Annotated in this window: 20 protein-coding genes; 11 read left to right on the top strand and 9 right to left on the bottom strand. The window is 62.8% G+C overall.

Annotation, left to right across the window (positions count from 1 at the left end; all coding sequences use genetic code 11):
• Positions 1-20 precede the first annotated feature (20 nt).
• From CSQ92_RS08895 to CSQ92_RS08880, 4 genes are read right to left on the bottom strand one after another with little or no spacing between them, the layout of a single operon-like run.
• A complete protein-coding gene (locus CSQ92_RS08895) occupies positions 21-2,021 on the bottom strand; it encodes a DUF6630 family protein (protein ID WP_099393891.1) in 2,001 nt (666 codons plus the stop codon).
• Between the two features lie 26 nt (positions 2,022-2,047).
• Positions 2,048-3,439: a PoNe immunity protein domain-containing protein gene (locus CSQ92_RS08890; RefSeq protein WP_099393890.1), complete on the bottom strand. Its 1,392-nt coding sequence runs from the start codon at positions 3,437-3,439 to the stop codon at positions 2,048-2,050.
• A gap of 28 nt (positions 3,440-3,467) precedes the next feature.
• A complete protein-coding gene (locus tag CSQ92_RS08885) occupies positions 3,468-4,274 on the bottom strand; it encodes an alpha/beta fold hydrolase (protein ID WP_099393889.1) in 807 nt (268 codons plus the stop codon).
• A 1-nt stretch (position 4,275) separates the two neighbouring features.
• Positions 4,276-5,586 carry an O-acetylhomoserine aminocarboxypropyltransferase gene (locus tag CSQ92_RS08880; RefSeq protein WP_099393888.1) on the bottom strand — a complete coding sequence of 437 codons (1,311 nt, stop codon included), beginning with the start codon at positions 5,584-5,586 and terminating at the stop codon, positions 4,276-4,278.
• Between the two features lie 284 nt (positions 5,587-5,870).
• Between CSQ92_RS08880 and CSQ92_RS08875 the strand changes: the two genes are divergently transcribed.
• Together CSQ92_RS08875 and CSQ92_RS08870 are read left to right on the top strand one after the other, a co-directional pair.
• Entirely contained in the window at positions 5,871-6,494 is a 624-nt protein-coding gene (locus CSQ92_RS08875; RefSeq protein WP_099393887.1) for a 2OG-Fe(II) oxygenase, read from the top strand.
• Positions 6,495-6,718: 224 nt separating this feature from the next.
• Entirely contained in the window at positions 6,719-7,165 is a 447-nt protein-coding gene (locus CSQ92_RS08870; protein WP_010398828.1) for a CBS domain-containing protein, read from the top strand.
• Between the two features lie 69 nt (positions 7,166-7,234).
• On the opposite strand, the gene CSQ92_RS08865 is transcribed toward CSQ92_RS08870, so the two are convergent.
• A complete protein-coding gene (locus tag CSQ92_RS08865) occupies positions 7,235-9,496 on the bottom strand; it encodes a putative bifunctional diguanylate cyclase/phosphodiesterase (RefSeq protein ID WP_070255853.1) in 2,262 nt (753 codons plus the stop codon).
• A gap of 433 nt (positions 9,497-9,929) precedes the next feature.
• Here CSQ92_RS08865 and aroC point away from each other — a divergent pair, with 433 nt between their 5' ends.
• A complete protein-coding gene (gene aroC / locus CSQ92_RS08860; RefSeq protein WP_099393886.1) occupies positions 9,930-11,024 on the top strand; it encodes a chorismate synthase in 1,095 nt (364 codons plus the stop codon).
• Positions 11,025-11,135: 111 nt separating this feature from the next.
• On the opposite strand, the gene CSQ92_RS08855 is transcribed toward aroC, so the two are convergent.
• Positions 11,136-12,632, bottom strand: a complete 1,497-nt coding sequence (locus CSQ92_RS08855) for an HDOD domain-containing protein (protein ID WP_070255859.1) — start codon at positions 12,630-12,632, stop codon at positions 11,136-11,138.
• Positions 12,629-14,368: a putative bifunctional diguanylate cyclase/phosphodiesterase gene (locus CSQ92_RS08850; protein WP_099393885.1), complete on the bottom strand. Its 1,740-nt coding sequence runs from the start codon at positions 14,366-14,368 to the stop codon at positions 12,629-12,631. Before CSQ92_RS08850 ends, CSQ92_RS08855 begins: the two co-directional genes overlap by 4 nt.
• Before the next feature lie 396 nt (positions 14,369-14,764).
• On the opposite strand from CSQ92_RS08850, the gene CSQ92_RS08845 reads away from it, so the two are divergent.
• The 4 genes from CSQ92_RS08845 (at position 14,765) to CSQ92_RS08830 (ending at position 18,140) form a co-directional block, all read left to right on the top strand.
• Positions 14,765-16,447 carry an isovaleryl-CoA dehydrogenase gene (locus CSQ92_RS08845; RefSeq protein WP_099393884.1) on the top strand — a complete coding sequence of 561 codons (1,683 nt, stop codon included), beginning with the start codon at positions 14,765-14,767 and terminating at the stop codon, positions 16,445-16,447.
• Positions 16,448-16,602: 155 nt separating this feature from the next.
• On the top strand, positions 16,603-17,253 hold the full coding sequence (upp, locus tag CSQ92_RS08840) for a uracil phosphoribosyltransferase (RefSeq protein WP_010398816.1): 651 nt from the start codon (positions 16,603-16,605) through the stop codon (positions 17,251-17,253).
• Between the two features lie 22 nt (positions 17,254-17,275).
• The gene (locus CSQ92_RS08835) at positions 17,276-17,638 is read left to right on the top strand and encodes an Hpt domain-containing protein (protein ID WP_070280690.1); all 363 of its coding nucleotides are present in this window, start codon (positions 17,276-17,278) and stop codon (positions 17,636-17,638) included.
• Between the two features lie 298 nt (positions 17,639-17,936).
• A complete protein-coding gene (locus CSQ92_RS08830) occupies positions 17,937-18,140 on the top strand; it encodes a cold-shock protein (protein WP_010398811.1) in 204 nt (67 codons plus the stop codon).
• Positions 18,141-18,506: 366 nt separating this feature from the next.
• On the opposite strand, the gene CSQ92_RS08825 is transcribed toward CSQ92_RS08830, so the two are convergent.
• Positions 18,507-19,418 (bottom strand): LysR family transcriptional regulator, encoded by a 912-nt coding sequence (locus CSQ92_RS08825; RefSeq protein WP_096235744.1) that lies wholly within the window; start codon positions 19,416-19,418, stop codon positions 18,507-18,509.
• A 216-nt stretch (positions 19,419-19,634) separates the two neighbouring features.
• On the opposite strand from CSQ92_RS08825, the gene aceB reads away from it, so the two are divergent.
• Positions 19,635-21,233: a malate synthase A gene (gene aceB, locus CSQ92_RS08820; protein WP_070280688.1), complete on the top strand. Its 1,599-nt coding sequence runs from the start codon at positions 19,635-19,637 to the stop codon at positions 21,231-21,233.
• Between the two features lie 80 nt (positions 21,234-21,313).
• On the opposite strand, the gene gloB is transcribed toward aceB, so the two are convergent.
• Entirely contained in the window at positions 21,314-22,123 is an 810-nt protein-coding gene (gene gloB, locus CSQ92_RS08815; protein WP_070280686.1) for a hydroxyacylglutathione hydrolase, read from the bottom strand.
• Positions 22,124-22,142: 19 nt separating this feature from the next.
• Between gloB and CSQ92_RS08810 the strand changes: the two genes are divergently transcribed.
• The 3 genes from CSQ92_RS08810 (at position 22,143) to dnaQ (ending at position 24,167) form a co-directional block, all read left to right on the top strand.
• Positions 22,143-22,919, top strand: coding sequence for a class I SAM-dependent methyltransferase (locus tag CSQ92_RS08810; protein ID WP_034784446.1), 777 nt, complete (start codon positions 22,143-22,145; stop codon positions 22,917-22,919).
• Positions 22,912-23,349: a ribonuclease HI gene (gene rnhA, locus CSQ92_RS08805; protein WP_034784447.1), complete on the top strand. Its 438-nt coding sequence runs from the start codon at positions 22,912-22,914 to the stop codon at positions 23,347-23,349. The genes CSQ92_RS08810 and rnhA overlap by 8 nt, the downstream gene beginning before the upstream one ends.
• A 101-nt stretch (positions 23,350-23,450) precedes the next feature.
• Positions 23,451-24,167 carry a DNA polymerase III subunit epsilon gene (dnaQ, locus tag CSQ92_RS08800; RefSeq protein ID WP_034784448.1) on the top strand — a complete coding sequence of 239 codons (717 nt, stop codon included), beginning with the start codon at positions 23,451-23,453 and terminating at the stop codon, positions 24,165-24,167.
• Positions 24,168-24,243 lie beyond the last annotated feature (76 nt).

The raw sequence follows: 24,243 nt of genomic DNA, 5'->3' as shown, positions 1-24,243 counted from the left end.
GCGGTCTTAACTGAGCGGTCTTAGTACACCACGGGCCGCAAGGCCGCCTGCAGCGCCACCTTGCTGAACGCGGCCGCATCCTGCTCCCGCACCACGCCCAGGTAATACGTGTCCTCGCCGCCTTGCACGTTCACCAGGCGCAGCTGATGCGGCGCCAGGTGGGCGGCGATGGCGGCCAGGCCTTCGGCCATCGCATCGTCATCTTCGCGCTCCGTCCAGCGGAAGTCCCGCAGCGCGGGCAGGCCAATATGCTGGCCGATGCGCGGCACTTCATCGACGGCTTTCCAGTCCAGGGTGGTGCCGTGGCCCAACGCATCGGCAGCTGTGGACCAGAGCAGGAAGAAGCACGCCGCTTCGGGCGTGTCGCCTTCGTATTCTTCTTCCGGGTCGTCCTCCGCCAGCTCTTCCAAAGTGATGTCCACGCAGCGCGCGGCCAGTGCCGCATCGCCCAGCAAGAGCAGGGCGGCCATGGCGCGCAACTGCTCGCGGTCGGCCTTTGCCAGGATTTGCGGCGGCGTAAAGCTGCGGCGCCTGACGGGCTTTTTCTTGCTCAGGCCCAGGGCCGCGCTCAGCTGGGCCGTGACGGCCGCCTTGAAGTTGTCCACGGTGTCGAACTGTTCCAGCAGCTGGCCCGTGAAATCCATGCTCCAGGCCATGCCATCCTTGACCACATATAAAAAATCGCTTTGCACGGCCACGCCGCGCAAATGGTGGGCCGGTGGATACAGGGGCGTGAAAACCTGTTTTCCATCCAGTGTCAGCATGCAGGCCAGCCCCTGCGCATCGATGGCGAAGATCAGGTTCTTGCGCAGCTTGGGCGACGACGAGGTGGTGGCGCAGTCGATGGCTTCGTACTGGCAGGGCGCCAGCAGCTCGCCCTGGCTATTGACCAGGCCAAACAGGAAGCGCCCGGCGATGCGCTGGCTGACGACGGCGATTTTTTTCTTCGTGCCGAAATCCTGCACGGAGCTGTAGACGGGCGGCACCACGACCTTGCCTATCTTGTCGAGCACGCCGCAGACATTGTGCTTCTCGTCATCGTCTGTCTGGTCTGTCTGGCGTTCGATGTCGATCAAGCCGTCTTCGCGCTGGCATATGTTGTCCACCCTGTCGATCAGCAGCGCGCCATCTGGCAGGCGCAGCAGACGGCTGGCGCCGTCCGCATCGATCTGCTGCAACAGATGGGGGGTAATCACATACAGGGCGCCGGGGGCGGGCGGCAGCACCACCGTACCGTTGAGGTCCAGCACGCCGTGCGCATCGGGGGCGTCCACCGTGGCAAAGGTGATCCAGCCATCGTCCGCGTAGTAAACGCCCAGGTCGACATAGCGCTGCGACAGCGGCACGATCCAGCGGCCATAGGGCGTGACCAGGCCGGTGACGTCCGGTTCGCCGGCGGCGCTCACTTCATGGCACAGCACGTCTTCCTCCCATCCCACCACTTCCAGGCCTTGCAGGAAAGGCAGTTCGTCCGCGGCGAGTTCCTCGACATCGGCCAGCTGCGCGACGGCCGTGGCCGACCAGTAGCCGGTGGCGGGCGATGCGGTGCCGGCGGCCAGCAGGGGCGCCAGCGCTTCCCGCTCGCCACGCTGCAGGGCGGAGTGCAGGGCTTGCGCCTCGGCGCGCAGGCCCTCGAGCCCGGCCGCGTACTCCGGCGTGCCGATATCGTGCGGGATTAGCTGCACGCAATCGAGGATCAGCCACGGCTGGCCGCCCGCCAGCAGGGTGCTGATGGCGCTGCGCGCGACGATGGCGGCCGCGTCGCGCGGTCTGTCCATCAGGGAGGACAAGGCTTGCCAGCTGGCTTGCGCCTGGACCATTGGCGCGGCCAGCACGCAGGGACAGTCTTCGCCATCGCCGTAGATGGGCCAGGCGGTGGCTTGCGCGCCGGCGCCGACGAGCAGCTTGAACAGCATCGGTATGTCCAGCCGCCATTCGGCCAGGCCCGTGATGGCGTCGGTGTCGAAACCGGCTTGGCCGGGCAAAAAGGCGGTGCTGAACAGGGCTGCGGTATTGATCATGTCTCTTCGTTCAAAATGTTGGAAGGTCAGGGCGCCGGCGGCATGACCCAGTGCGCCAGCGCGCCGCGATCGAGTCCCAGCTGCTTTGCCGCGGCGGCGGCCTCGAAGGCCCACAGGCCGTAATAGCCGCCCAGGCCCTGCGCGCGCAAATGGCCGTTGAACCAGTCTTCGCGCACCAGCGCGCCATGCCAGGTAGCCAGGTAATGCCGCAGATGCTCGAGCTGCTGCGCGGGATCGTCCGCGTCCAGGCACTCGTACAGGGCCGAATAGGGCTCGGCGAAATACCATTCGTCGACGGCGGGACGCTGCGGATCGATGGCGGACAACAGCGCTTCGTACACGCCATCTTCGCCATCGAAGGCCGTCTGCAGGGCGGTCAGGCGCGCGGCCAGGTCGTGGCGGCCGAACAGCAGGGTCGCGCCCAGCAGCTGCAGGGTGCGCGCATAGTCCGTCAATTGTTCGAAATCAAAGGCGGGCAAGGCGTCGTCATCGTAGGCCTCGGCCAGGGCCGCGCGCGCCGTTTCGCAGGCGGCAACGGCCGCTTCCAGCGCCGTTTCCACGTCAGGCAAGGGCAAGCCTGCCGTGTAGCGCAGCGAGAAGACCTGGTAAGCCGTGCTGGCGGCCGCGCACGCCCAGTAGGCCGCGTCGCCACCGTCGTTTTCCGCCTGCGCCTGCGCACGGACATAGGCGGCCAGCAGGGCGTCGAGGTAAGCCAGGTTGCGGCTAAAGTCGAACGGGGAGGGCGGCACCTGGCGCGGCGTGTGGGGCCAGGGCGTGGACGACGCCGGGCAGGTGGCGGCGCAATCGCGCTGGATGGCCCAGTCGGCGAAGATTTGCTGCATATACTGCGCCGTTTCGTCGTCGTGGATGATGGCGCCGACGCCCACCATGGTCGTGCCCAGCAGGGTGTAGCCAGGGAAGCGGCTGCTCTCGTAGGCGATGGTCGTCACGCTCTGGATGGTCCTGCCGTCGCTCAGGTCGCGCACGCGGAAGTACACGTCGTCCCAGCCGGCCAGCGGTGGCGCTGGCGGTTCATCCGGCAGGGTGTTCCAGCTGCCGTCCGCCTGCTCTTCATAGGCGTCGAGCAGCTCGTCGAGGCCACCGGGGCGGTCGATGCGGTTGTTGGCGTCGTATTGCAGGCCCAGTTCGGCCGCGAAGGCTGCCGCGTGGCGGCCCTCGAAGACCAGGTACTGGGAGCTCGTGGTGCCGACCAGCAGATCCGTGTGCTGGCCCGCCACGACGAGCGCCTGCGGCAGCCGGCACCATTGGTAATACGGAATGCCGGCCATGGGACCGCCTTCGTCCGCCAGCGGGTTGGTGAAGCGCAGCTGTTCCAGCCATTTATAGCGTTCGTAGCGTTCATCTTCCGTGCCGCTGCCGCGGCCAGTCAATTCGTCAAACAGGGTATTCAGCAACATCGTCCATCTATCCTAAAAAAACATGTGCTCACGCTGCCTGCGCAAACGCAAACAGCGCGTCGAGCACGGCGTCGGGCTGCTCGGCCATCAATTCGTGCCCGCTGTCGACCTGCACCACCGTGCCATGCGCGATTGCCGCTGTCAGCAGCCGGGTCGATTTGGGCGGCGTCATCATGTCGCGCGCGCCGAAAATGAATAAAGTCGGGCAGTGTACCGAAGCGGCGGCGATTTCGCCGTTCGCGTAGGCATTGCAGGCGAAAAAATCCGTGTGAAACACGTGATCGGGATTGAGGGCGGCGATGCGCTGTTTCAAGCGCCGCGCGCCGCCCATGGCATAGAAGCCGGGGCCGGGAAACGACGGCTTTTGCGCGATCGACGAATGCGACCAGATATTGACCATGTCGATGGCCGCCTGTTCATCACTCAATGACGTTTCCAGCAGCGCCGGCGAGACCTTCATCGGGTAGGTGGAGCCCAGCATGGCCAGGTGGCTGACCCGCTCCGGCGCCAGGTGCGCCGCTTCCAGCGCGATCAGGGACCCCATGCTGTGCCCGATCAGCATGGCCTTGGCCGCGCCGGCAGCGTCCAGCAAGGCCAGTATCCAGCGCGCCAGGTCTGCGACATTATCCTTGGCCGTACCCAGGCTGCGCCCATGGCCGGGCAAGTCGACGGCCAGCACGTTCCAGCCGTGGTGGGCAAAATAGCGCGTTTGCAGGGCCCACACGGAATGGTCGTTCTGCGCGCCGTGGATGAAGACGGCCGTCGGCTGGCCCGGGTTGTATGGTTTGCCGCCCGTGTAGCAGTAGGCGACGGTATGGTCGATGGTGAACAGCATCTCAGGCGCCTTTCTGCGACAGTTTCAGGCCACGGGCCAGGTCTTCGATCAAATCATCGGCGTCTTCCAGGCCTACCGATAAACGCATGGTGCCCTGCGTGATGCCCGCCTGTTCCAGCTGATCGTCGGGCACGCGGAAATGCGTGGTGGAGGCGGGGTGGATGACGAGCGACTTGGCGTCGCCCACATTGGCCAGGTGCGAAAAGATCTTCAGGCTGTCGACAAAGCGCTGGCCCGCCGCGCGGTCGCCGCGCAGGCGGAAGGTGAACACGCCGCCCGCGCCTTTCGGCAGCAGGGTTTTCGCCAGTTCGTAGTCGGGATGCGACGGCAGTTCGGGATAGGACACGGATTCCACGGCCGGATTGGCCAGCAGGAAGTCAATCACCTTGCGCGTGTTGGCCACGTGGCGGTCCATGCGCAAGCCCAGGGTTTCGATGCCCTGCAGGATGGCGAAGGCGTTGTGCGGGCTCATGACGGCGCCGAAATCGCGCAAGCCTTCGCGCCGCGCGCGCAGGGCAAACGGCGCCACCGTCGATTCCTCGGCAAAGACCATGCCGTGGAAGCCTTCATACGGTTCGCACAGTTCGGCGAAACGGCCCGTCCTGTCGTACGCCGCCTGCCAGTCGAAGGTGCCGCCATCGACGAGCAGGCCGCCGATGGCCGTGCCGTGGCCGCATAAAAACTTGGTGGCCGAGTGGAACACCAGGTCGGCGCCATGCTCGAAGGGGCGTAGCAGATACGGCGTGGTAAACGTCGAATCTAGCATCAGCGGCAACTGGTGTTCGTGCGCGAGGGCGGCGATGGTCGGGATGTCCAGCACGTCGAGGCCGGGATTGCCCAGGGTTTCCGCAAACAGCACTTTTGTATCTGGGCGGATGGCGGCGCGCCAGGCGTCCACGTCGCGCGGATCGACAAAGGTGGTGGCTATGCCGAAGCGTTTCAGGGTATAGGCCAGCAGGTTGTGCGAGCCGCCGTACAGGGCGCGCGAAGCGACGATGTGCGATCCCGCGCCCGCGATGGTGGACAGCCCCAGATGCATGGCGGCCTGGCCGCTGGCCGTGGCGATGCCGGCCACGCCCCCTTCAAGGGCGGCGATGCGCTCTTCCAGTACGGCGTTGGTTGGATTCGAGATGCGCGAATACACGTGGCCGGCCCGCTCCATATTGAACAGCGAGGCCGCATGCTCCGAGCTCTTGAAGGCAAACGAGGACGTGAAATGGATGGGCGTGGCGCGCGCGCCCGTGGCCGGGTCGGGCGCGGCGCCCGCGTGCAGGGATAAAGTATCGAAACCGGGGTATTTCGGGCCGCTCATGGTGTCTCCGCCAAGTTTTATAGTGGCAAGATCGTAACCTGATTTGCAGCCGAGCAAAAGAGCTCCTGTGCAGGGCGCATGGCGCCGTGCTGGCGGGTGGCGCGTGTAACCTGAAGTGTAAAAAAAGTGACCGGCGCGGCACGGCGGTGGTAGGATACCGGATCAGCGATATTCGGGCTGTTTTACCTGCGCGCGTGCGCCGCGCCGCAGGAGAGGCTGCTGCGTGCAAGCGAAATCCTGGGCTTCAGGCGAACTCTCATCGCATGTCCACCAGGAAAGATTTTATGCCCGCAATATCGTTCGACGGCTCCCTTGCCGTTCCCGGACCATCTATCGTCGACGGCCTGTGCCAGGCAGGCTGGCTCATGCAAGAGCATTTCATCTCCCCCGAACTGAGCCGCCAGCTGGCCGCCGAATGCGTGCAATCCATGCTCAGCGGCAAGATGAAGGGCGCCGGCGTGGGCAGCGGCCATGCACCGCTGCTGCAGCCGGACATCCGCGGCGACCATATCGAATGGCTGGAAACGGGCCGCTCGGAAGCGTGCGACCGCTACCTGGAACAGATGGAAGCGCTGCGCTGCATGCTCAACCGTGAGCTGTTCCTGGGACTGGAGGAGTACGAAAGCCATTTTGCCCTGTACGCGCCGGGCGCCTTTTACCGGGCCCATCTGGACCGTTTCCGCGATGACGACAAGCGTACCGTGTCCGTCGTGCTGTACCTGAACGACGACTGGCTGCCCGAGCACGGCGGCGCACTGCGCCTGCACCCGCAGGGCGGGCCCGTGGTGGACGTCTTGCCGCAAGCGGGCCGCATGGCGATGTTCATGTCGGGCGAGATGCTGCACGAAGTATTGCCGACGGCGCGCGAGCGCCTGTCCATCGCCGGCTGGTTCCGCCGCAGAGCGTGAGAAAAACTACTGCGCGTCGCGGGGCACGGCCGGCGATGCTCACGGTACTCGCGTACCGCTGCGCTTCTCGGCCGCGCCGCGCATCCGCTCGCTACGTTTTTCTTGCCCGACAATCCCCCTCGATTTGATTGCGCGCAAGGCTGGATTTTTCCGCAGGCATAGGCTACAGTCGCAGTAAGGGCTAGAATAACTAAAATACCAATCACGCGGACAGGACGGCCAATATGAAAGTATCTGAAATTCTCCAAGTCAAGGGCAATATCCTCTACACGGTCACGCCTGACCAGCCCCTGCTTGACGCGGCCAATACCATGGCTGAAAAGGACATCGGTTCGCTGGTGGTCATGGAATTTGGCGACCTGGTCGGCATGCTGACCTTCCGCGAAGTGTTGAACGCGCTGCATGAAAACGCGGGCCAGATCGGCGGCGGCACCGTGCGCAAGCACATGGATGACCACCCGATCACCGTGACCCCCGATACGGAAGTCAATGAAGTGCGCCGCATCATGCTGGAAAAACACGCGCGCTACCTGCCCGTCATGAATGCCAAGACCTTGCTGGGCGTCATTTCCTTCTACGACGTGGCGCGCGCCGTGCTCGAAGCGCAAAGCTTTGAAAACCAGATGCTCAAGGCCTACATCCGCGACTGGCCGGCCGAAACCACCGACTAAGTTTCGCCCATGCAGTAAAAATAACGCCGGCAACTGCCGGCGTTTTGCATTGGCTAGCCAAGGTGGCGCCTATGCGGCGCCCTGCAGCGCTTCGTTGTTCAGCCAGGTGCCCAGCGCCGTGGCCGTCATCGGGCGGGCGAACAAAAAGCCTTGCGCCATGGGGCAGCCCAGCGCCTGCAGGATCTGTGCTTGCCGCTCGTCTTCCACTCCCTCGGCGATCACGGCCAGGCCCAGGTTGCGGCCCAGCTGGATGACCATTTCGGCGATGCTGCTGCCGCGCGCCGAGCCCGTGATCTCGGTGACGAAGGCGCGGTCGATTTTGAGGCGGTCGACTTGCAGGCGCTGCAGGTAGGACAGGGATGAGAAGCCCGTGCCGAAGTCGTCGATGGCGATGCTCACGCCCGTCTGCTTGATCTGCCACAGCATCTTGATCAGCAGGTCCGGCTCTTCCATGGCCATCGATTCCGTGATTTCCAGCTCGATGAATTCGGGCGGCGCCTGCGTCTCTTCCAGCGCCGCGCGCAGCATTTCCAGGAACAGCGGGTGGCGGAACTGCACTTGCGATACGTTGACGGACATGACGAAATTGCGGTGGCCCTGCTCGCGCAGCAGCACCAGTTCGCGGCAAGCCGTGCGCAGCACCCATTCGCCGAGGTCGATGATGATGCCCGAATACTCGGCAATCGGGATGAAACGGTCGGGCGAGATGAACTTGCCGTCCGGCGTCTGCCAGCGCAGCAGCGCTTCGGCGCCCACGGGGCGGCGCGTGGTCAGGTCGATCTGCGGTTGATACACGACAAACAGCTGGTCCTGGCTGAAGGCCGTGCGTAGCGCATGCATCATGCGCACCCGTTCGCGGATTTCGATGCCCATGCTGCGCGAGAAATAGAAGTGCCCGGCGCGTTGCTGGCTTTTCGCCCGTTTCAAGGCGATATCGGCATCCTTCAGCGCGTCGGCGCCCGTGCCCGCATGCTCGCCCAGCCGTACCAGGCCCAGGGTGGCGGACAGCTGCACGTCCTGGCCATCGATGCAGAACGGCGCCTGGAACAGGGCCAGGATCTTGCTTGGGTTGACTTGCGAAGAGTCGCCCAGCACGCAAAAGATGTCGCCGCCCAGGCGCGCCACCGTCAGGTGGGGCCCCAGCTGGGTTTGCAGGCGTCCGGCCACGGCGACCAGCAGCATGTCGCCGAACTGGTGTCCCAGCGCGTCGTTGGTCTCGGCAAAATGGTCGAGGTCGACCAGCGACAGGGTGGCGTCGTCGCGCGCGGGGCCGGCCAGGGTGGCGTCGAGGATCTCCACCAGGCGCGTGCGGTTGGGCAGCTTCGACAATTGATCGTAGAAGGCGGCATTGTGCAGGTGCGACACCAGCTCGACGTTGTCGAGGCCCACGGCGACGTTGCTGCAGAAGACTTCCAGCAGGCTTTCATCGATGGCCGAGAGGGGGCGCGGCAGCACCAGGTAGGCGGCCGCGTCGCGGCTGGCCTTGCCCGCGAAGTACAGGGTGGCGTAGTCATGTGCGTACACATTGCGCCGTTGCGCCAGCGTGTGTTCGATGGCGGCCATCACGCGGGGGTTTTGCAGGCCGCACAGGGCGCTGTGCGGCAAGCTGGAAAAGCTGCCCGTGCAGGCCGAGACGAGCAGTTCGCGGGAGCCGTTGTCCTGCAAGTCCTGCACGCACAGCACGCCGTCGGCGCGGATGCCCAGCAGGTCGGCGATCTGCGCCAGCACGCCGGCCGAGAAATTCTGCACGCCGTGCAGCGCCATCAGCTGCGTGCTGGCGTGGACGATACGGTCCAGGCCGCGCCGGCTGCTGCTGATCGAACGGATCTGTTCGTACGAGCGGATGGCGGCCGTCACCGTGGTAAACAGCTTGATGCGCGTCAATTCGGACTTGGTCTTGTAGTCGTTGATGTCGAAATCGCGGATGGCGTCGATTTCCGGCGCGTAGCCGGGCTGGCCCGTGCGCAGGATGATGCGCACGTCCGTCATCTTGAGGGTTTCGCGGATATAGCGCACCAGGTGCAGGCCCGCGTCATCCTGTTCCATCACCACGTCGAGCAGGATGACGGCGATGTCGTCTTCATGCTTGAGCAGTTCGCGCGCCTGGCCGGCCGAATACGCATGCACGAATTCCAGCGGGCGGTGCTGCATTTCCAGGTTGCCCAGGGCGAAAGTGGTGGTGGAGTGGACGTCTTCATCGTCGTCGATGATCATCACCCGCCAGACGCTGCGCGGTGCGACGGCCAGCGGCGGCGCTGGTTGCTCATCGAGGAATACCAGGTCGTCGTGATCGTCCTTGTTGGCGTCAAGGGGGATGATCGGTGCGGGCATGTATAGCTTCTCCAGGATGACTCAGTACGGGATGTGAGTACATCAGAAATGTCCATGGCGTTGTTGCACCGCCTCGCCGTACTCGCGTACTGTCTTCGGCGGCGCGCCTGGCCCTGGCCATTTCTGATGCACTCAGGGCACATCGAAAAAGCAGCACTCAAGTGTTGCCGAGACTCGCCCATTTTCTGATCGCCCATCATCCAAGTATATAGCTATTTAATAAGCAAAATGTTTTTTTAAGTATCCTGTGGAGTGCAATATTTCTTGTATTGCATGATTGCAACTCTTATTTGGTATTTTTTATATGAAAAAATACGCGGGATTTTAAAATGGCGAGATCGGTGGGGAATATCCGGCCTTGCTGCGGCATTAGCGGCATGGCATGCGCCGCAGGCTGGTAGAATTGAGTTTTCCAGTCCTTACACTTCCTACTATGTCCGGCAATTCTTTTGGCAAGCTGTTTACTGTTACCACTTTCGGCGAATCGCATGGTCCGGCCATCGGCTGCGTGATCGATGGCTGTCCACCAGGATTGATCCTGTCGGAAGCCGATATCCAGCCTGAACTGGACCGCCGCAAGCCGGGCACCTCGCGCCACGTGACGCAGCGCCAGGAATCCGATACGGTGGAAATCCTCTCCGGCGTGTACCAGGGCGTGACGACGGGCACGCCCATCGCGCTGCTGATCCGCAACGAAGACCAGCGCAGCAAGGATTACGGCAATATCGCGGAAAGCTTCCGCCCCGGCCACGCCGACTACACCTACTGGCATAAATACGGCGTGCGCGATCCGCGCGGCGGCGGGCGCTCCTCGGCGCGCCTGACGGCACCCGTCGTGGGTGCGGCGGCGATCGCCAAGAAATGGCTGCTGCAGCAATACGGCACCACCTTCAAGGGCTGCATGAGTCAGTTGGGCGACATTCCCGTGCCGTTCCAGTCCTGGGAGCACGTGCATGCGAATCCATTCTTTGCCGCCAGCGGCGACGCGGAACTGATCGCGCGCATGGAAGCGGCGATGGACCAGTTGCGTCGCGATGGCGATTCCATCGGCGCGCGCATCGATGTGAGCGCGCAAAACGTGCCTGTTGGCCTGGGTCAGCCCATCTATGACAAGCTCGATGCCGACATCGCCTACGCCATGATGGGCATCAATGCCGTCAAGGGCGTGGAAATCGGCGCCGGTTTCGATTCGGTGGCGCAAAAGGGTTCCGAGCACGGCGACGAACTGACGCCGGAAGGCTTTATCGGCAATAACGCCGGCGGCGTACTGGGCGGCATTTCGACGGGGCAGGATATCAGCGTCTCGATCGCCATCAAGCCGACCTCGTCGATCCGCACGCCGCGCCGCTCGATCGATAAAGAAGGCAATCCCGTGATGGTGGAAACGTTCGGCCGCCACGATCCGTGCGTGGGCATCCGCGCCACGCCGATCGCCGAAGCCATGCTGGCGCTGGTCCTGATCGACCACGCCCTGATGCACCGCGCGCAATGCGGCGATGTGTCGGTTTCGACGCCGAAGTTGAAATAAGCTGAATGTTGTCGGATTACGGGCCTGCGGCCCTAATCCGACCTACGCCCCATGCCATGTAGGTCGGATTAGCGCTTGCGCGTAATCCGACGCCATTGTCGGCGCTTCCTGTCACGCCACCTTGTTCGCCACCAGCTCGAGTTGATGGCGCATCTCCACCGACTGCACCAATAACGCCCGGATATCGTTGATCAGGTTGAACTCCGTCTGGTTCAACTGGATCGGCGGGAAGCTGTCGTCCCAGTCGCCGTACAGGAATCCCGTGGGGTGGCCGTTGGCCGACAGGGGCAGCACGACGAAGCTGCGTGCTTCCGACAGCGTGGCTTTCCACCATTGCGGCAGCTTGGCGGCAAATTTCGGGTCGCGCGCATTGTCGATGAAGATCACGCGGTCGCTGTTGAGGGCCGCGTGGAAGACGTTCGGTTCATACGCGTCGCCAAACACCATCAGGTCCTGCAGGTCGGCCATGCCTTCGCCCATGCTGATGCGCGCCGAATACAGATGATCCCTGTGGTTGCGCACGAACGCCACCGAGCGTGAAAAATCAAAGCCCTGGTGCAGCGTTTCGAGCGCCATCGAGACCATCTGTCCCGGACTGGCGCTGCCGATGGCGCCGCGCAGGTCGGCCAGGCCACCTATTAATACGCGGTTGCCTTCGGCGCGCATGCGCGTCGATGCCAGCTGGCGCGCGCGCCGCTCGGCCGGTTTCGACAGGGGCGCGATCGACAGGTCGGCCGCCGCCATCGCCTTGGCCTTGTCCACGGCGGCCACCAGATCGGTCGATGTGATGCCCAGGGTGCCCGCATAATCGTCGATCAGCGCGTGCACCTGCGCCGCACCGGCCGCATCGTCATGCCACAGCGAGTCGGCGCAGCGCGCCGCCATCGTCGACAGTCCTGCCATCCAGTCGGCGCCGCTGACGGGGGAGTTGTCCGGCGACGGGTCCATCGGACGCATGCCGTTGATCAGGTGTTGCGGCAAGCCCCAGTGGGCGGCCGTGGCATAGCCCACTTCCGGCAGCGACAGGCCGAGGATTTCGCGCGCGGCGGCCGCCTCGTTGCCGGGACCCGCATGCGCCTGCATGCGCGCCCAGAAGTCCGTCATGTAGAACGTCACCATCATGCGGCCCAGGGTGTGCAGCATCGAGCAGACGACAGCCTGCTCCGCCTGCAGGCTGCCGGCGCTGGTGGCCACCTGCTGCGCCACCATCCCGGCCAGCACGGCCTTTTCCATTTCCACGTGGGCGCTGACGGAATCGGGCGACGCCTGCGACAGTTCCTCGATCAGTTTCAGTCCCAGCGCCAGGTGGCCGATGGCGTCGATGCCCAGCACCAGCACGGCCTTTGAGACCGTATTGACGCGCTGGCCGAAGGCCGAATACATGCCGCTGTTGGCCAGGCGCAGTACCTTGTGCGTGAGGACAGGGTCGGACAGCACCGTTTGCGTGATGTCGAATTCGTGGTCATCCTCGCCGCGCATGGCGCCCAGGATGGCGCTGATGGCTTTCGCGAAGCCGGGCATGTCGCCCTGCTGGCGCGTGCGCGCCCACAGCAGGTCCAGGGTGTTTTTGCCGAGCTGTGTCGGCGCCGTGAAATGACCTGGATTCATTGCACCCCTCCGCGCGGTTCATTGGCAGGCGGCGCAGGCACCAGCGCCGCATAGGTTTTGTCGCTCAAGGCCGATAGCGCGGCGTGGGCCGGCATCGGTTTGCCCGTCAGGTAGCCCTGCACATACTGGCAGCCGCGCGACTCCATGAAATGCATCTGTTCCTCGGTTTCCACGCCCTCGGCCACCACGGACAGGTTCAAGTGCTTGGCCAGGTCGAGAATGGTGTTGCAGATGGCCGCATCCTTGCTCGATTCGGGCAAGTCCTTGATGAAGGTGCGGTCGATCTTCAGCACGGAAATGGGGAAGCGCTTCAGATACGCGAGCGAGGAATAGCCGGTGCCGAAATCGTCGATGGCGATGCGCGCGCGGCGCTCCGTCATCTTGACGAGGATGGTTTCCGCATGCACGGGGTCGATCATCAGGGTGCCTTCCGTAATTTCCAGCACCAGGTGTTCGCCCGAGAGTCCCGAAAACGCGATGGCGTCATCGAGCACGTCGAGGAATTTGTCGTTGCGGAACTGGCGCGGGCTGATGTTGACGGAGATGTACAGCGGCCGCCTGGCCACTTCCTGGAACTGCTTGAGCTGTACGCAGGCCGCTTTCAGCGCCCAGGCGCCCAGCAGGTTGATCAGGCCATTGGCTTCGGCAATCGGGATGAAGCGCACGGGCGGCACCAGGCCCAGGGTCGGGTGCTTCCAGCGCATCAGGGTTTCGAAACCCTGGATTTGCCGCGTGTGCGCGTCGACGATGGGCTGGTAAAAGAGCAGGAATTCGCCTTCGCGCACGGCGTGGAACATCGCCGCTTCCAGCGAAATATCGTGTTCCGACGGGCCATTCAGGCGCGGGCTGTAGACCAGGCAGCGGGCCTTGCCCGTTTCCTTGGCGCGCGACATGGCCGCATCGGCCAGCGCCACCAGGCGTACTTCATCTTCCGCGTGCAGCGGATAGATCGAGACGCCGACGGAGGCGCCCACGTAGATCGTGTGGCCGTCCACTTCGAACGGCGCCTGCAGGGTGGCCAGCAGACGGCCCGTCACCAGCTTGATCTGCGCGTCCGTGGCGCTGCCGGGCAGCACGGCGACGAATTCATCGCCGCCCACGCGCGCCAGGGTGTCGCTGTCGCGCAGGGTCTTGCGCAATCGTGCGGCGGCCAGGCGCAGCACGGCGTCGCCGACGGGGTGGCCCAGGCCATCGTTGACCTTTTTAAAGCCATCGAGGCCGATGGTGGCGACGGAAAAGCCCTGGCCCGAACGGGCGGCCTGGGCGATCACCATGCGGATGCGGTCCGACAGCAGCAAGCGGTTCGGCAAGCCCGTGAGCGCGTCGTGCGTGGCCATGTGGCGCAGCCGTTCTTCCGTATTGTGCTGGGCCGACGTGTCGCGCCCGACCACCAGCAATTCGGCCACGCCGGCCGCATTCATATAAGAAGACAGGCGCAGCTCGAACCAGATTTCCTGGTCCGGCGTTTGCAGGCGTACTTCCAGGCGGCCCGGTTCGGCCAAGGCGTCTTCCAGCGCCGCTTGCAGCGCAGCGCGCGACGCTTCGGCGGCCAGCGGCAGCAGCAAGTGGCCGGACAGGCCCGATGGCGCGCCAAACAGGGTGGCCGCACGCTTGCTGGCAAACAGGATCAGGCCGTCCGTATCGAGCCGGAACACGACGTCGCCTGCCTCTTCCATGAGGTTGTCCAACTCGTGGCGAGCCTCGCGGTGGGCGGCGGATGGGGTACTGGAAAACATCGTGCTGGCTTTTACCTTTTTATTATCAGTGCCGGCGCTCGCTGCAGAGCAGGGCGCCAACGGAAAGAGTGCATCGTGCGTGAGGCGTGCCATAGGGGCCGAAAGGGCGGCTATCGGAACGCGATCCACACGAAATGTATCATTGAAAAGCACCCGATTACATGAAATAGAGCAACATTGCTTCAGGTTTTGTAAATATTCCTGCCTTCCATGAAAAAAATCATGCCGCGCGACATCCACAGGCATTTTCATTCCACTTAGAAACATTTATCTGCGCCTGCCTTCACTGGCGCGCTTGCCCCGCCATGCGCTTTGCGCTAGTCTGGCTGGCAGACGGTGTTGACGGTGCGCCAGCGACGGCAAGGGCGCCATGATAACAAATCGCGGGAGACTCCCATGAATGCCTTTGACACGCATGAAGTTTTCAACCAGGCCACGCCTTTTGAAAATGTCAATCTGTTCGCCTGCGATCCGGCGCTGATCGAAGCGCTGCTGCGCGAGGGCGGCGGCGCGGCGTTGCAGGAGATCGATGCGCTCGGCGAAAAGCTGGGCCGCGCCGAGACCTATGCGCTGGCGCGCCAGGCGAATATCCACACGCCCGAGTTGCAGCAGTTCGACCGCGCCGGGCGCCGCATCGACGAGGTGCTGTTCCATCCGGCCTGGCATGAGCTGATGGCCATCCTCGTGGGCGCGGGCGCGCATGCTTCGCCGTGGGCCTCGCCCGGCCCAGGTGCCCAGGTGGCGCGCGCGGCGGCCTATCTATTAGTGGGGCAGGTGGAAAACGGCACGCAGTGTCCCGTGACGATGACGTATGCCTCGGTGCCGGCCTTGCGCCAGGCGCTGGACCTGCCGCACATCGCGCAGCGCTGGCTGCCGAAAATCCTCTCGCGCGAATATGATCCCCGCTCCCTGCCTGTGGAGCAGAAACGCGGCGCCCTGGTGGGCATGGGCATGACGGAAAAGCAGGGCGGCTCCGATGTGCGCAGCAACACCACGCGCGCCGTGCCCGTGCCGCCGGCCGAGGCGCAAGCCCTGTTCGGCAGCGAGGCCGGCGGCGCCTGGCGCATCGTCGGCCACAAGTGGTTTTTCTCGGCGCCGCAATGCGACGCGCATCTGATCCTGGCGCAGGCGGACGAGGGCGGATTGTCCTGTTTCTTTTTGCCCCGCTACCTGCCCGACGGCAGCCGCAACGCCATCCGCGTGCAGCGCCTGAAGGATAAGCTGGGCAACCGCTCGAACGCCTCTTCCGAAGTGGAATTTACCAATGCCTACGGCTGGCTGGTGGGGCAGCCGGGGCGGGGCATACCCGCCATCCTGGAAATGGCCAGCCACACGCGCCTCGATTGCGTGCTGGGCAGCACCGGCATCATGCGCGCCGCCTTGAGCCAGGCGCTGCACCATGCGCGCCAGCGGGCCGTGTTCGGCAAGCCGCTGGCCGAGCAGCCGCTGATGCAGAACGTGCTGGCCGACCTGGCGCTGGAATCGGAAGCCGCCACGGCCTTTGCGCTGCGCCTGGCCCGCTGTTTCGATGAAAAGGATGATCCGCAGCAAGCGATGCTGGCGCGCGTGCTCACGCCGGCCGGCAAGTACTGGATCTGCAAGCGCGGTCCCGGTTTCGGCTTTGAGGCGATGGAAGTGCTGGGCGGCACCGGCTATGTGGAAGATGCGCCGCTGGCGCGCCTGTACCGCGAACTGCCCGTCAATTCGATCTGGGAAGGTTCGGGCAACGTCATGTGCCTCGACGTTTTGCGCGCCTTCGGCAAGTCGCCGGCCGCGCGCGACGCTCTGGCGGCCGAGCTGGCGCTGGCCGGCGATGACGATGCCATTTTGCTTGACTACCGCGCGCGCCTGCTGGCCGACCTGGACGGGCCGCAGACGGACGAATTTGGCGCGAGGCAATTATCCGAGCGCATCGTGCTGGCCGTGCAGGGGGCCTTGCTGCTGCGCCATGCGCCACCGTTCGTGGCGCAAGCGTTCCTGCAATCGCGGCTGGCCCAGGCGCCGGGCGGGGCGTATGGACGCTTGCCGGCCGGCACCGATTGCGCGGCCATCCTGGCGCGCGCGCTGCGCGAGTACTGAGTTTGCCTCGGCCCGGATACGCAATTATTTCGAAAATTCCGGCCACAGGCGGGCTGGGGGCTGGGATAATGCTGCAATCCATCATTTTATCGATACACAGCGCGCCTGCGGCCCAGGCTTGCCGCCGCGCCAGATAGCAGAGAAAGAAAAATAACATGAAACAAGATCCACGCTTCCCGAATTTGTTCATTACCGATCACCCTTTGATCCAGCACAAGCTGAGCCACATGCGCGAGCACGATACGTCGACGCGCACCTTCCGCGAATTGCTCAAGGAAATCACCTTGCTGATGGGCTATGAAATCACGCGCGACCTGCCGCTGACCACGCGCGAAATCAAGACCCCGCTGGTCACCATCGACGCGCCCGTCATCGCTGGCAAGAAACTGGCCATCGTGCCGATCCTGCGCGCCGGCATCGGCATGAGCGATGGCTTGCTGAACTTGGTCCCATCGGCGCGCGTCGGCCACATCGGCGTGTACCGCGATCCTGCTACCCACATGCCGGTGGAATACCTGGTGCGCCTGCCTGACTTGAACGAGCGCACCTTTATCTTGTGCGACCCGATGGTCGCGACCGGCAATTCGGCCGTGTATGCCGTCGACGTGCTGAAGAAGCGCGGCGTCACGGACGAACAGATCATTTTCCTGGCCCTGGTGGCCGCACCGGAAGGCGTGACCGTGTTCCAGAACGCGCATCCGAACGTCAAGATGTTCTGCGCCTCGCTCGATTCGCACCTGGATGACCACGCCTATATCGTGCCGGGCCTGGGCGATGCCGGCGACCGCATCTTCGGCACCAAGTAAGCCAACTCAGGCGAGTATTGCGATGGCAACCTTGATCGATCCGGATTTCCGCGCGCGTTTGCGTGCCCTGAATGAAAAATATGCGGCTGGCGTGCCGGCCCTGTTGCAGGCGATCACGCAGGCAAGCGGCCGCTGCGACAGCGAAGGCCCCCGCCTGGAACCCTTGACGGAGCTGCACCGCGCGCTGCACGCGGTGGCCGGCTCTGCCGCTACCTTTGGCTTTGCCGCGCTGGGCCAGGAATGCCGGCGCATCGAGCAGCTGGTGCGTGCCATGCTCAATGCCCCTGCGCAAGCGGTGGCGGAATGGCCCGCCGTGCGGGCGCAAGTGGTAGCGCTATTGGACTGGGCAGGGCGCGATGCGGCCGCCACTCACTTCACCGCGTGAGTGACCGCGTCATAGTAATGTGGTTGCAATGATTCATTTGATGCAACGCAAAGCACCCGCGTCGCAGATTAGGATATAGTGTGTCCATGCCGCTGGTACAGGGCGCCGCAAGACGGGGATTTGGCTATTAAAGTAGTGTTCGCAAGTTTATTTTGCGAAAGAATGGTTTTTCTCAGTTTTGTTGGTATAATTGGGCATCGTTGGATTCGAGGTAGTAGTGCAGTTTGTCTGTCATTTCTTTCTTGCTTCAAACGATATAACGGGCGCAAGCCCAACTTAACTGAAATAGGAAATTGTAATGGCAACTGGCATCGTAAAATGGTTCAATGATTCGAAGGGTTTCGGCTTTATTACCCCTGACGAAGGCGGCGAAGATCTGTTCGCTCACTTCTCGGCTATCCAGTCGAACGGCTTCAAGTCCCTGCAAGAGAACCAACGCGTTTCTTTTGAAGTGACCGCTGGCCCTAAAGGCAAGCAAGCTTCGAACATTCAGCCAATCTAATACGCTGGATCAAACGAAATAAAGAAATCCTCGGTCTCCGAGGATTTTTTTTCGCCTGAATTTCCGTGAGGCACCGGTTTTGCGTGGGCTGCGCGTTCTTTTTGGCATGTTTGCATCGCCGCGTAAGCCGACAATGGGGATGTGTCGGCTTACGCGACGCTAAGCCGACCTACGCCAACCTGCGCCAACTAATGCTGATCCGGCTGCCAAGGTTGTTTCCTCATACGTCACGACGGCGGACAAAACCGTCGCGAGCGGAAGGAAGAGGTGGCCGAGAAGCGCAACCGTACTAGGTACGGGGGGCGCCGAGCCGGTGAGCATCGCAGGCCGCCTATGCCGACGCGCAGCAGGTTTGGTCCCGCGTCCTCAGATAGCCCGTTCGCGCCAGTAATCTGGCTGGGCATATGAATGCCTTAAAAAATCCACGAATGCGCGTATGCGCAGCGGCAAGTGGCGGCGCTGGGCGAACACGGCGTAGATGTCGTTGCCCGGCGCGGCGAACTGATCGAGTACCGTTACCAGTTGTCCCGAGGCGATTTCGGCGCCCACTTCCCACATCGAGCGCCACGCCAGGCCCTTGCCGGCCAGTGCCCAGTCGTGCAGCACTTCGCCATCGTTGCAGACCATATTGCCCGCCACCTTCAGAATTACATTCTTGCCGTTTTCGCGGAAGGTCCAGCCCCGCTGGCTGCCTTCGCTGCTGATCGCCAGGCAATTGTGTTTCGCCAGATCGGCCGGGATGCGCGGCGTGCCCGCCCGTTTCAGGTAGGCGGGCGAGCCGACCAGCACGCGCTGGTTGTTGGCCAGCTTGGTGCTCACCAGCGAAGAATCGGACAAGCTGGCGATGCGGATGGCCACGTCGATACCTTCACCGATCAGGTCGACGAGGCGGTCGTTCAGGTTCAGCGACACCGTCACGTCGCGGTGTTCGGCCACAAAAGAGGGAATCAGGGGCGCCACGTGCTGGCGGCCGAAGCCGGCCGGCGCGGAAATGAGCAAATGGCCGCTGGCCTTCACGCTGCGCTCGGCCACGGCCGCTTCCGCCTCTTCCAGTTCTCCCAGGATGCGCTGGCAATCTTCCAGGAAGGCGGCGCCTTCATTCGTCAAGGCCAGCTTGCGCGTCGTACGCTGCAGCAATTTGACGCCCAGGCGCTGCTCCAGCGCGTCGAGGCGCCGGCCTATCATGGCCGGGGCGATCCCTTCCGCACGGGCGGCAGCCGACAGGCTGCCTTTGGCGACCACTTCCACGAACGTTGATATTTGTCTGAACTGGCCCATGTTGTGCTCCTGCAATGCCATCACTTGTGATAAAAACGCATAGATGAAGTGATTTTTAATCTCGTTTCCATGCCTTATAGTGCAATACTATAGAACAAACGCGCCGCCCGGCAGAGTGTTTTTGCGGCTCTGTCCAGCTTGTCCGCGCAGTCGTTCAGCATATACTTGGATCACCAGATTACCTTTGCCTATATTTATTAAAAACCGGAGAACTTCATGACGCAGAATACGATCGCACTTCCAGAAGGCATGCAAATCACGGGGGAAATCGCCCCCGGCTATGAACAGATTTTGACGCCGGCGGCGCTGGCGCTGGTGGCCAAGCTGACGCGCGAATTCGAACCGCGCCGCCAGGAATTGCTGGCCGTGCGCGTGGAACGGGCCAAGCGCCTCGATGCGGGCGAGCGTCCTGATTTCTTGCCAGAAACCGCGCACATCCGCGACGGCGACTGGAAGATCGCGCCGATCCCGAAGGCGCTGGAATGCCGCCGCGTGGAAATCACTGGCCCCGTCGAACGCAAGATGGTCATCAACGCCTTCAATTCCGGCGCTGACAGCTACATGACGGACTTCGAGGATTCGAACACGCCGAACTGGGATAACCAGCTGACGGGCCAGATCAATATGTTCGATGCCGTGCGCAAGACGATTTCGCTGGAGCAAAATGGCAAGTCCTACAAGTTGAACGACAAGATCGCGACCCTCGTCGTGCGTCCGCGCGGCTGGCACCTCGATGAAAAGCATGTGTTGGTCGATGGCAAGCGCATTTCCGGCGGCATTTTCGATTTCGCCCTGTTCATGTTCCATAACGCCAAGGAACAACTGGCGCGCGGCGCCGGTCCGTATTTCTACCTGCCGAAGATGGAATCGCACCTGGAAGCGCGCCTGTGGAACGATATCTTCGTCATGACGCAGAATGAACTGGGCTTGCCACAAGGCACGATCAAGGCGACTGTGCTGATCGAAACCATTTTGGCGGCGTTCGAGATGGATGAAATCCTGTATGAGCTGAAAGAACACAGCTCGGGCCTGAACGCGGGCCGCTGGGATTACATCTTCTCGTGCATCAAGAAATTCAAGCTGGACAAGGATTTCTGCCTGGCCGACCGCGCCAAGGTCACCATGACGGCACCGTTCATGCGCGCCTACGCCTTGTTGCTGCTGAAAACCTGCCACAAACGGGGCGCGCCAGCGATTGGCGGCATGGCAGCCCTGATCCCGATCAAGAACGATCCGGAAAAGAACGACATCGCCATGGGTGGCGTGCGCAACGACAAGGCGCGTGATGCCACCGACGGCTACGACGGCGGCTGGGTTGCCCATCCGGGCCTGGTGGAACTGGCCATGGGCGAGTTCACCAAAGTGCTGGGCGACAAGCCGAACCAGATCGAGAAACAGCGTCCCGACATTGATGTGAAAGCGTCTGATCTGCTGAACTTCCAGCCGGAAGCGCCGATCACGGAGGCGGGCTTGCGCTACAACATCAACGTGGGCATCCATTACCTGGGTAGCTGGCTGGCCGGCAATGGTTGCGTGCCTATCCACAACCTGATGGAAGACGCGGCCACGGCCGAGATCAGCCGCTCGCAAGTGTGGCAGTGGATCCGTTCCAGCAAAGGCGTGCTGGAAGATGGCCGCAAGGTCACGGCCGAGATGGTGCGCGCCATGATTCCGGAAGAGCTGGCCAAGGTGCAGCGCGATGCGCCGGGCGGCAACGGTCCGACCTATGTGCGCGCCGGCCAGATTTTCGAGGAAATGTCGACGTCGGAATCGTTCGCCGAATTCCTGACCTTGCCGCTGTACGAGGAAATCTGATCCTGATCAAATAGATCGATAAAAAATCCCGGCGATGCCATAAAGCATCTGCCGGGATTTTTTATTGCAGAGGGATCCGCTTAAAAATTATTCTTCCACATCCGCAAGGCCGCGAATGCTTCCACGGGCGAAGCGTCGGTGGCCAGCTTGCCTTCCACCTTCAGGCTGGTCAAGATCGCCGGTTCACGGTAGCGCAGGAAGGGATTCGTGGCCTTCTCGAGGGCGATGGTCGATGGCACGGTCGATAAACCTTGCTGGCGCTTTTCCGTGTCGATGGCGATGCGTTCCTGCAAGGCCACATTGCCCGGCTCGACGGCGTTGGCAAAGCGCAGATTGGACAAGGTGTACTCATGCGCGCAAAATACCTCGGTATCGTCGGGCAGGGCGGCCAGCTTGCCCAGCGAATCGGCCATCTGGCCCGGCGTGCCTTCGAACAGGCGGCCGCAGCCGCCGGCAAACAGGGTGTCGCCGGAAAACAGCCACGGTGCGCCGCTGCGCTCGTCGCGCTGGCGCACGTAGGCGATATGCCCCTTGGTGTGGCCGGGCACGTCGATAACGGTCATCTGCAAACCCAGCTCGGGCACATAGGCGACATCGCCTTCGGCAAGCGGTTCCGTGATGGCTGTGATAGCCTCATTGCGCGGGCCGAAGACTGGGACGGCGAAATGCTGCAACAATTCAGGCACGCCACCCGTGTGGTCGGCGTGGTGATGCGTGAGTAAAATGGCGGTCAAGGTCAACTGATGGGCTTGCAGCGCATCGAGAATGGCCATCGCGTCGCCAGGGTCGACGACGGCGGCGTGGCGGCCGTCATGGATCAGCCACAGGTAATTGTCGGCAAAGGCGGGCACGGCAAGTACCGATAAAGCGTGTTCAGGGGAATTGGTCATGAGCAAAAGAGAAAACTGAATGGACAGTGTGGCATCCGAAAAATCCATTATAGCGCTTGACGGCTGGCTGCAGACGCCGGCCGGTCTGTACGTGCGTGCCTGGGAGCAGCAATGTCTCGACAGCCTGACTGTCGATATCTTCGGTTTTAATGCCGTGCAGATCGGCTTGCCCCAGCTCGACGCGCTGGCGGCCAACCGCATGCCCAACAAATGGCTGCTCGATGCGCGCCTGCCTTCGCTTCCGCCGCAGGAGCGCCGCCTGACGCTGGTGTCGGCATTCGATGAGCTGCCGTTCGATTCGCAAAGCCTGGACCTGGTGGTCTTGCCGCACGTACTCGAATTTGCTGCCGAGCCGCACCAGGTCTTGCGCGAAGTCGAACGCGTGCTGATACCGGAGGGGAGGGTGATCGTCTGCGGCTTCAATCCGGCCAGCCTGTGGGGCGCGCGCCAGGGGCTGGGGCGGGTCACGGGACGCCATTACCTGCCGCAGGCGGGCGAGCTGATCTCTATGCCGCGCATGAAAGACTGGTTAAAATTGCTGAACATGGGCGTCAGCCAAAGCCACTTCGGCTGCTACGCACCTGCTTGCAGGACAGAAAAATGGCTGCGCCGCAACGCCTTCATGGACAAGGCCGGTGCGCGCTGGTGGCCATATCTGGGCGCAGTGTATATAGTGCAGGCGATCAAGCGCGTCAAAGGGATGCGTTTGATCGGTCCGGCGTGGACCAAGAAACCGGCGACGGCGCCCGCAGGCGCACCGGTCACGAATAAAAGGCGGGAACAGCAAGATGGATAAGGTTGAGATTTATGCCGATGGCGCATGCAAGGGCAATCCGGGCACGGGCGGCTGGGGCGCGCTGATGGTTGCCGATGGCGCCAAGAAAGAAATTTACGGCGGGGAATTGAATACGACGAATAACCGCATGGAATTGAAGGCCGTGATCGAAGCCTTGACGGCGCTCAAACGTCCGTGCCAGGTAGTGCTGTATACCGATAGCCAGTACGTGCAGAAGGGCATCAGCGAATGGATCCACGGCTGGAAGGCGCGCGGCTGGAAAACGGCGGCCAAGGCACCCGTGAAGAACGTCGACCTGTGGCAGGCGCTCGATACGGCCCAGGCCGTGCATGAAGTGGAATGGCGCTGGGTGCGCGGCCATAATGGCCATCCCGGTAACGAGCGGGCCGATCAGCTGGCCAACCTCGGTGTGGAAACGGTACGTGCCTGATAACTAAATTTCTGCCCTGAAGCAGCGGGCAGGCCGTAACCGGAGGGCACAGGTTTGCTATACTGTGCCCTTCGCTTTTTGCTTTTACGACTGAATCTGCCATGCGTCAAATTGTTCTCGATACTGAAACCACCGGCCTGAACCCGCGCACGGGCGACCGCATCCTGGAGATCGGCGGGGTCGAACTGAACAACCGTATGTTGACGGGGAATAATTTCCATCAATACATCAATCCCGAGCGCGATTCGGAAGAGGGGGCGCTGGCCGTCCACGGATTGACGACGGAGTTCCTCAGCGACAAGCCAAAATTCGCGGAAATCGCGGAAGAGTTCCGCGCGTTTATCGCCGGCGCCGAGCTGATCATCCACAACGCCCCGTTCGATATCGGCTTCCTGAATGCGGAATTCAAGCGCCTGAACCTGCCGCCAGTCCACGAGCAAGTGCATGGCGTGATCGACACCCTGGTGCAGGCGAAGGAAATGCATCCAGGCAAGCGCAACTCGCTCGATGCCCTGTGCGACCGCTACGGCGTCTCGAACGCCCACCGCAAGCTGCACGGCGCGCTGCTCGACTCCGAATTGCTGGCCGATGTCTACCTGGCCATGACGCGCGGCCAGAACAGTCTCAGCATGGAAGAAGAGGTGGAAGTGGCCGCCGATGGCGCCGCCCTGGAAATCGTACCGCTGGCCGAAGTCATCTTCCAGAGCGCCACGGCCGACGAGCTCGCCGCCCACGAAGCCACCATCGCCGGCCTCGACAAGGCCGCCAAAGGCCAGTGCATCTGGACCGCCGTCACGGCGCCGCCAGCGGCTGCCTGAGAAAGAAGCGGGGCACGATAAATTTCCTCTCGCCAGCCCTTGCAGATGCCGCAACACCTATGCGATAATTCGCCTC

Source organism: Janthinobacterium sp. BJB446, from assembly GCF_002735655.1.
GTDB classification, from domain to species: Bacteria; Pseudomonadota; Gammaproteobacteria; order Burkholderiales; family Burkholderiaceae_D; genus Janthinobacterium; species Janthinobacterium lividum.
The sequence above is the reverse complement of the archived record's forward strand: the minus strand, read 5'-3'. Positions and strand labels throughout refer to the sequence as shown.

Bases quoted from the DNA above. Each gene is read 5' to 3' on its own strand.
- CSQ92_RS08895 (WP_099393891.1), bottom strand. From the start codon at position 2,021: ATGATCAATACCGCAGCCCTGTTCAGCACCGCCTTTTTGCCCGGCCAA.
- CSQ92_RS08890 (WP_099393890.1), bottom strand. From the start codon at position 3,439: ATGTTGCTGAATACCCTGTTTGACGAATTGACTGGCCGCGGCAGCGGC.
- CSQ92_RS08885 (WP_099393889.1), bottom strand. From the start codon at position 4,274: ATGCTGTTCACCATCGACCATACCGTCGCCTACTGCTACACGGGCGGC.
- CSQ92_RS08880 (WP_099393888.1), bottom strand. From the start codon at position 5,586: ATGAGCGGCCCGAAATACCCCGGTTTCGATACTTTATCCCTGCACGCG.
- CSQ92_RS08875 (WP_099393887.1), top strand. From the start codon at position 5,871: ATGCCCGCAATATCGTTCGACGGCTCCCTTGCCGTTCCCGGACCATCT.
- CSQ92_RS08870 (WP_010398828.1), top strand. From the start codon at position 6,719: ATGAAAGTATCTGAAATTCTCCAAGTCAAGGGCAATATCCTCTACACG.
- CSQ92_RS08865 (WP_070255853.1), bottom strand. From the start codon at position 9,496: ATGCCCGCACCGATCATCCCCCTTGACGCCAACAAGGACGATCACGAC.
- aroC (WP_099393886.1), top strand. From the start codon at position 9,930: ATGTCCGGCAATTCTTTTGGCAAGCTGTTTACTGTTACCACTTTCGGC.
- CSQ92_RS08855 (WP_070255859.1), bottom strand. From the start codon at position 12,632: ATGAATCCAGGTCATTTCACGGCGCCGACACAGCTCGGCAAAAACACC.
- CSQ92_RS08850 (WP_099393885.1), bottom strand. From the start codon at position 14,368: ATGTTTTCCAGTACCCCATCCGCCGCCCACCGCGAGGCTCGCCACGAG.
- CSQ92_RS08845 (WP_099393884.1), top strand. From the start codon at position 14,765: ATGAATGCCTTTGACACGCATGAAGTTTTCAACCAGGCCACGCCTTTT.
- upp (WP_010398816.1), top strand. From the start codon at position 16,603: ATGAAACAAGATCCACGCTTCCCGAATTTGTTCATTACCGATCACCCT.
- CSQ92_RS08835 (WP_070280690.1), top strand. From the start codon at position 17,276: ATGGCAACCTTGATCGATCCGGATTTCCGCGCGCGTTTGCGTGCCCTG.
- CSQ92_RS08830 (WP_010398811.1), top strand. From the start codon at position 17,937: ATGGCAACTGGCATCGTAAAATGGTTCAATGATTCGAAGGGTTTCGGC.
- CSQ92_RS08825 (WP_096235744.1), bottom strand. From the start codon at position 19,418: ATGGGCCAGTTCAGACAAATATCAACGTTCGTGGAAGTGGTCGCCAAA.
- aceB (WP_070280688.1), top strand. From the start codon at position 19,635: ATGACGCAGAATACGATCGCACTTCCAGAAGGCATGCAAATCACGGGG.
- gloB (WP_070280686.1), bottom strand. From the start codon at position 22,123: ATGACCAATTCCCCTGAACACGCTTTATCGGTACTTGCCGTGCCCGCC.
- CSQ92_RS08810 (WP_034784446.1), top strand. From the start codon at position 22,143: ATGGACAGTGTGGCATCCGAAAAATCCATTATAGCGCTTGACGGCTGG.
- rnhA (WP_034784447.1), top strand. From the start codon at position 22,912: ATGGATAAGGTTGAGATTTATGCCGATGGCGCATGCAAGGGCAATCCG.
- dnaQ (WP_034784448.1), top strand. From the start codon at position 23,451: ATGCGTCAAATTGTTCTCGATACTGAAACCACCGGCCTGAACCCGCGC.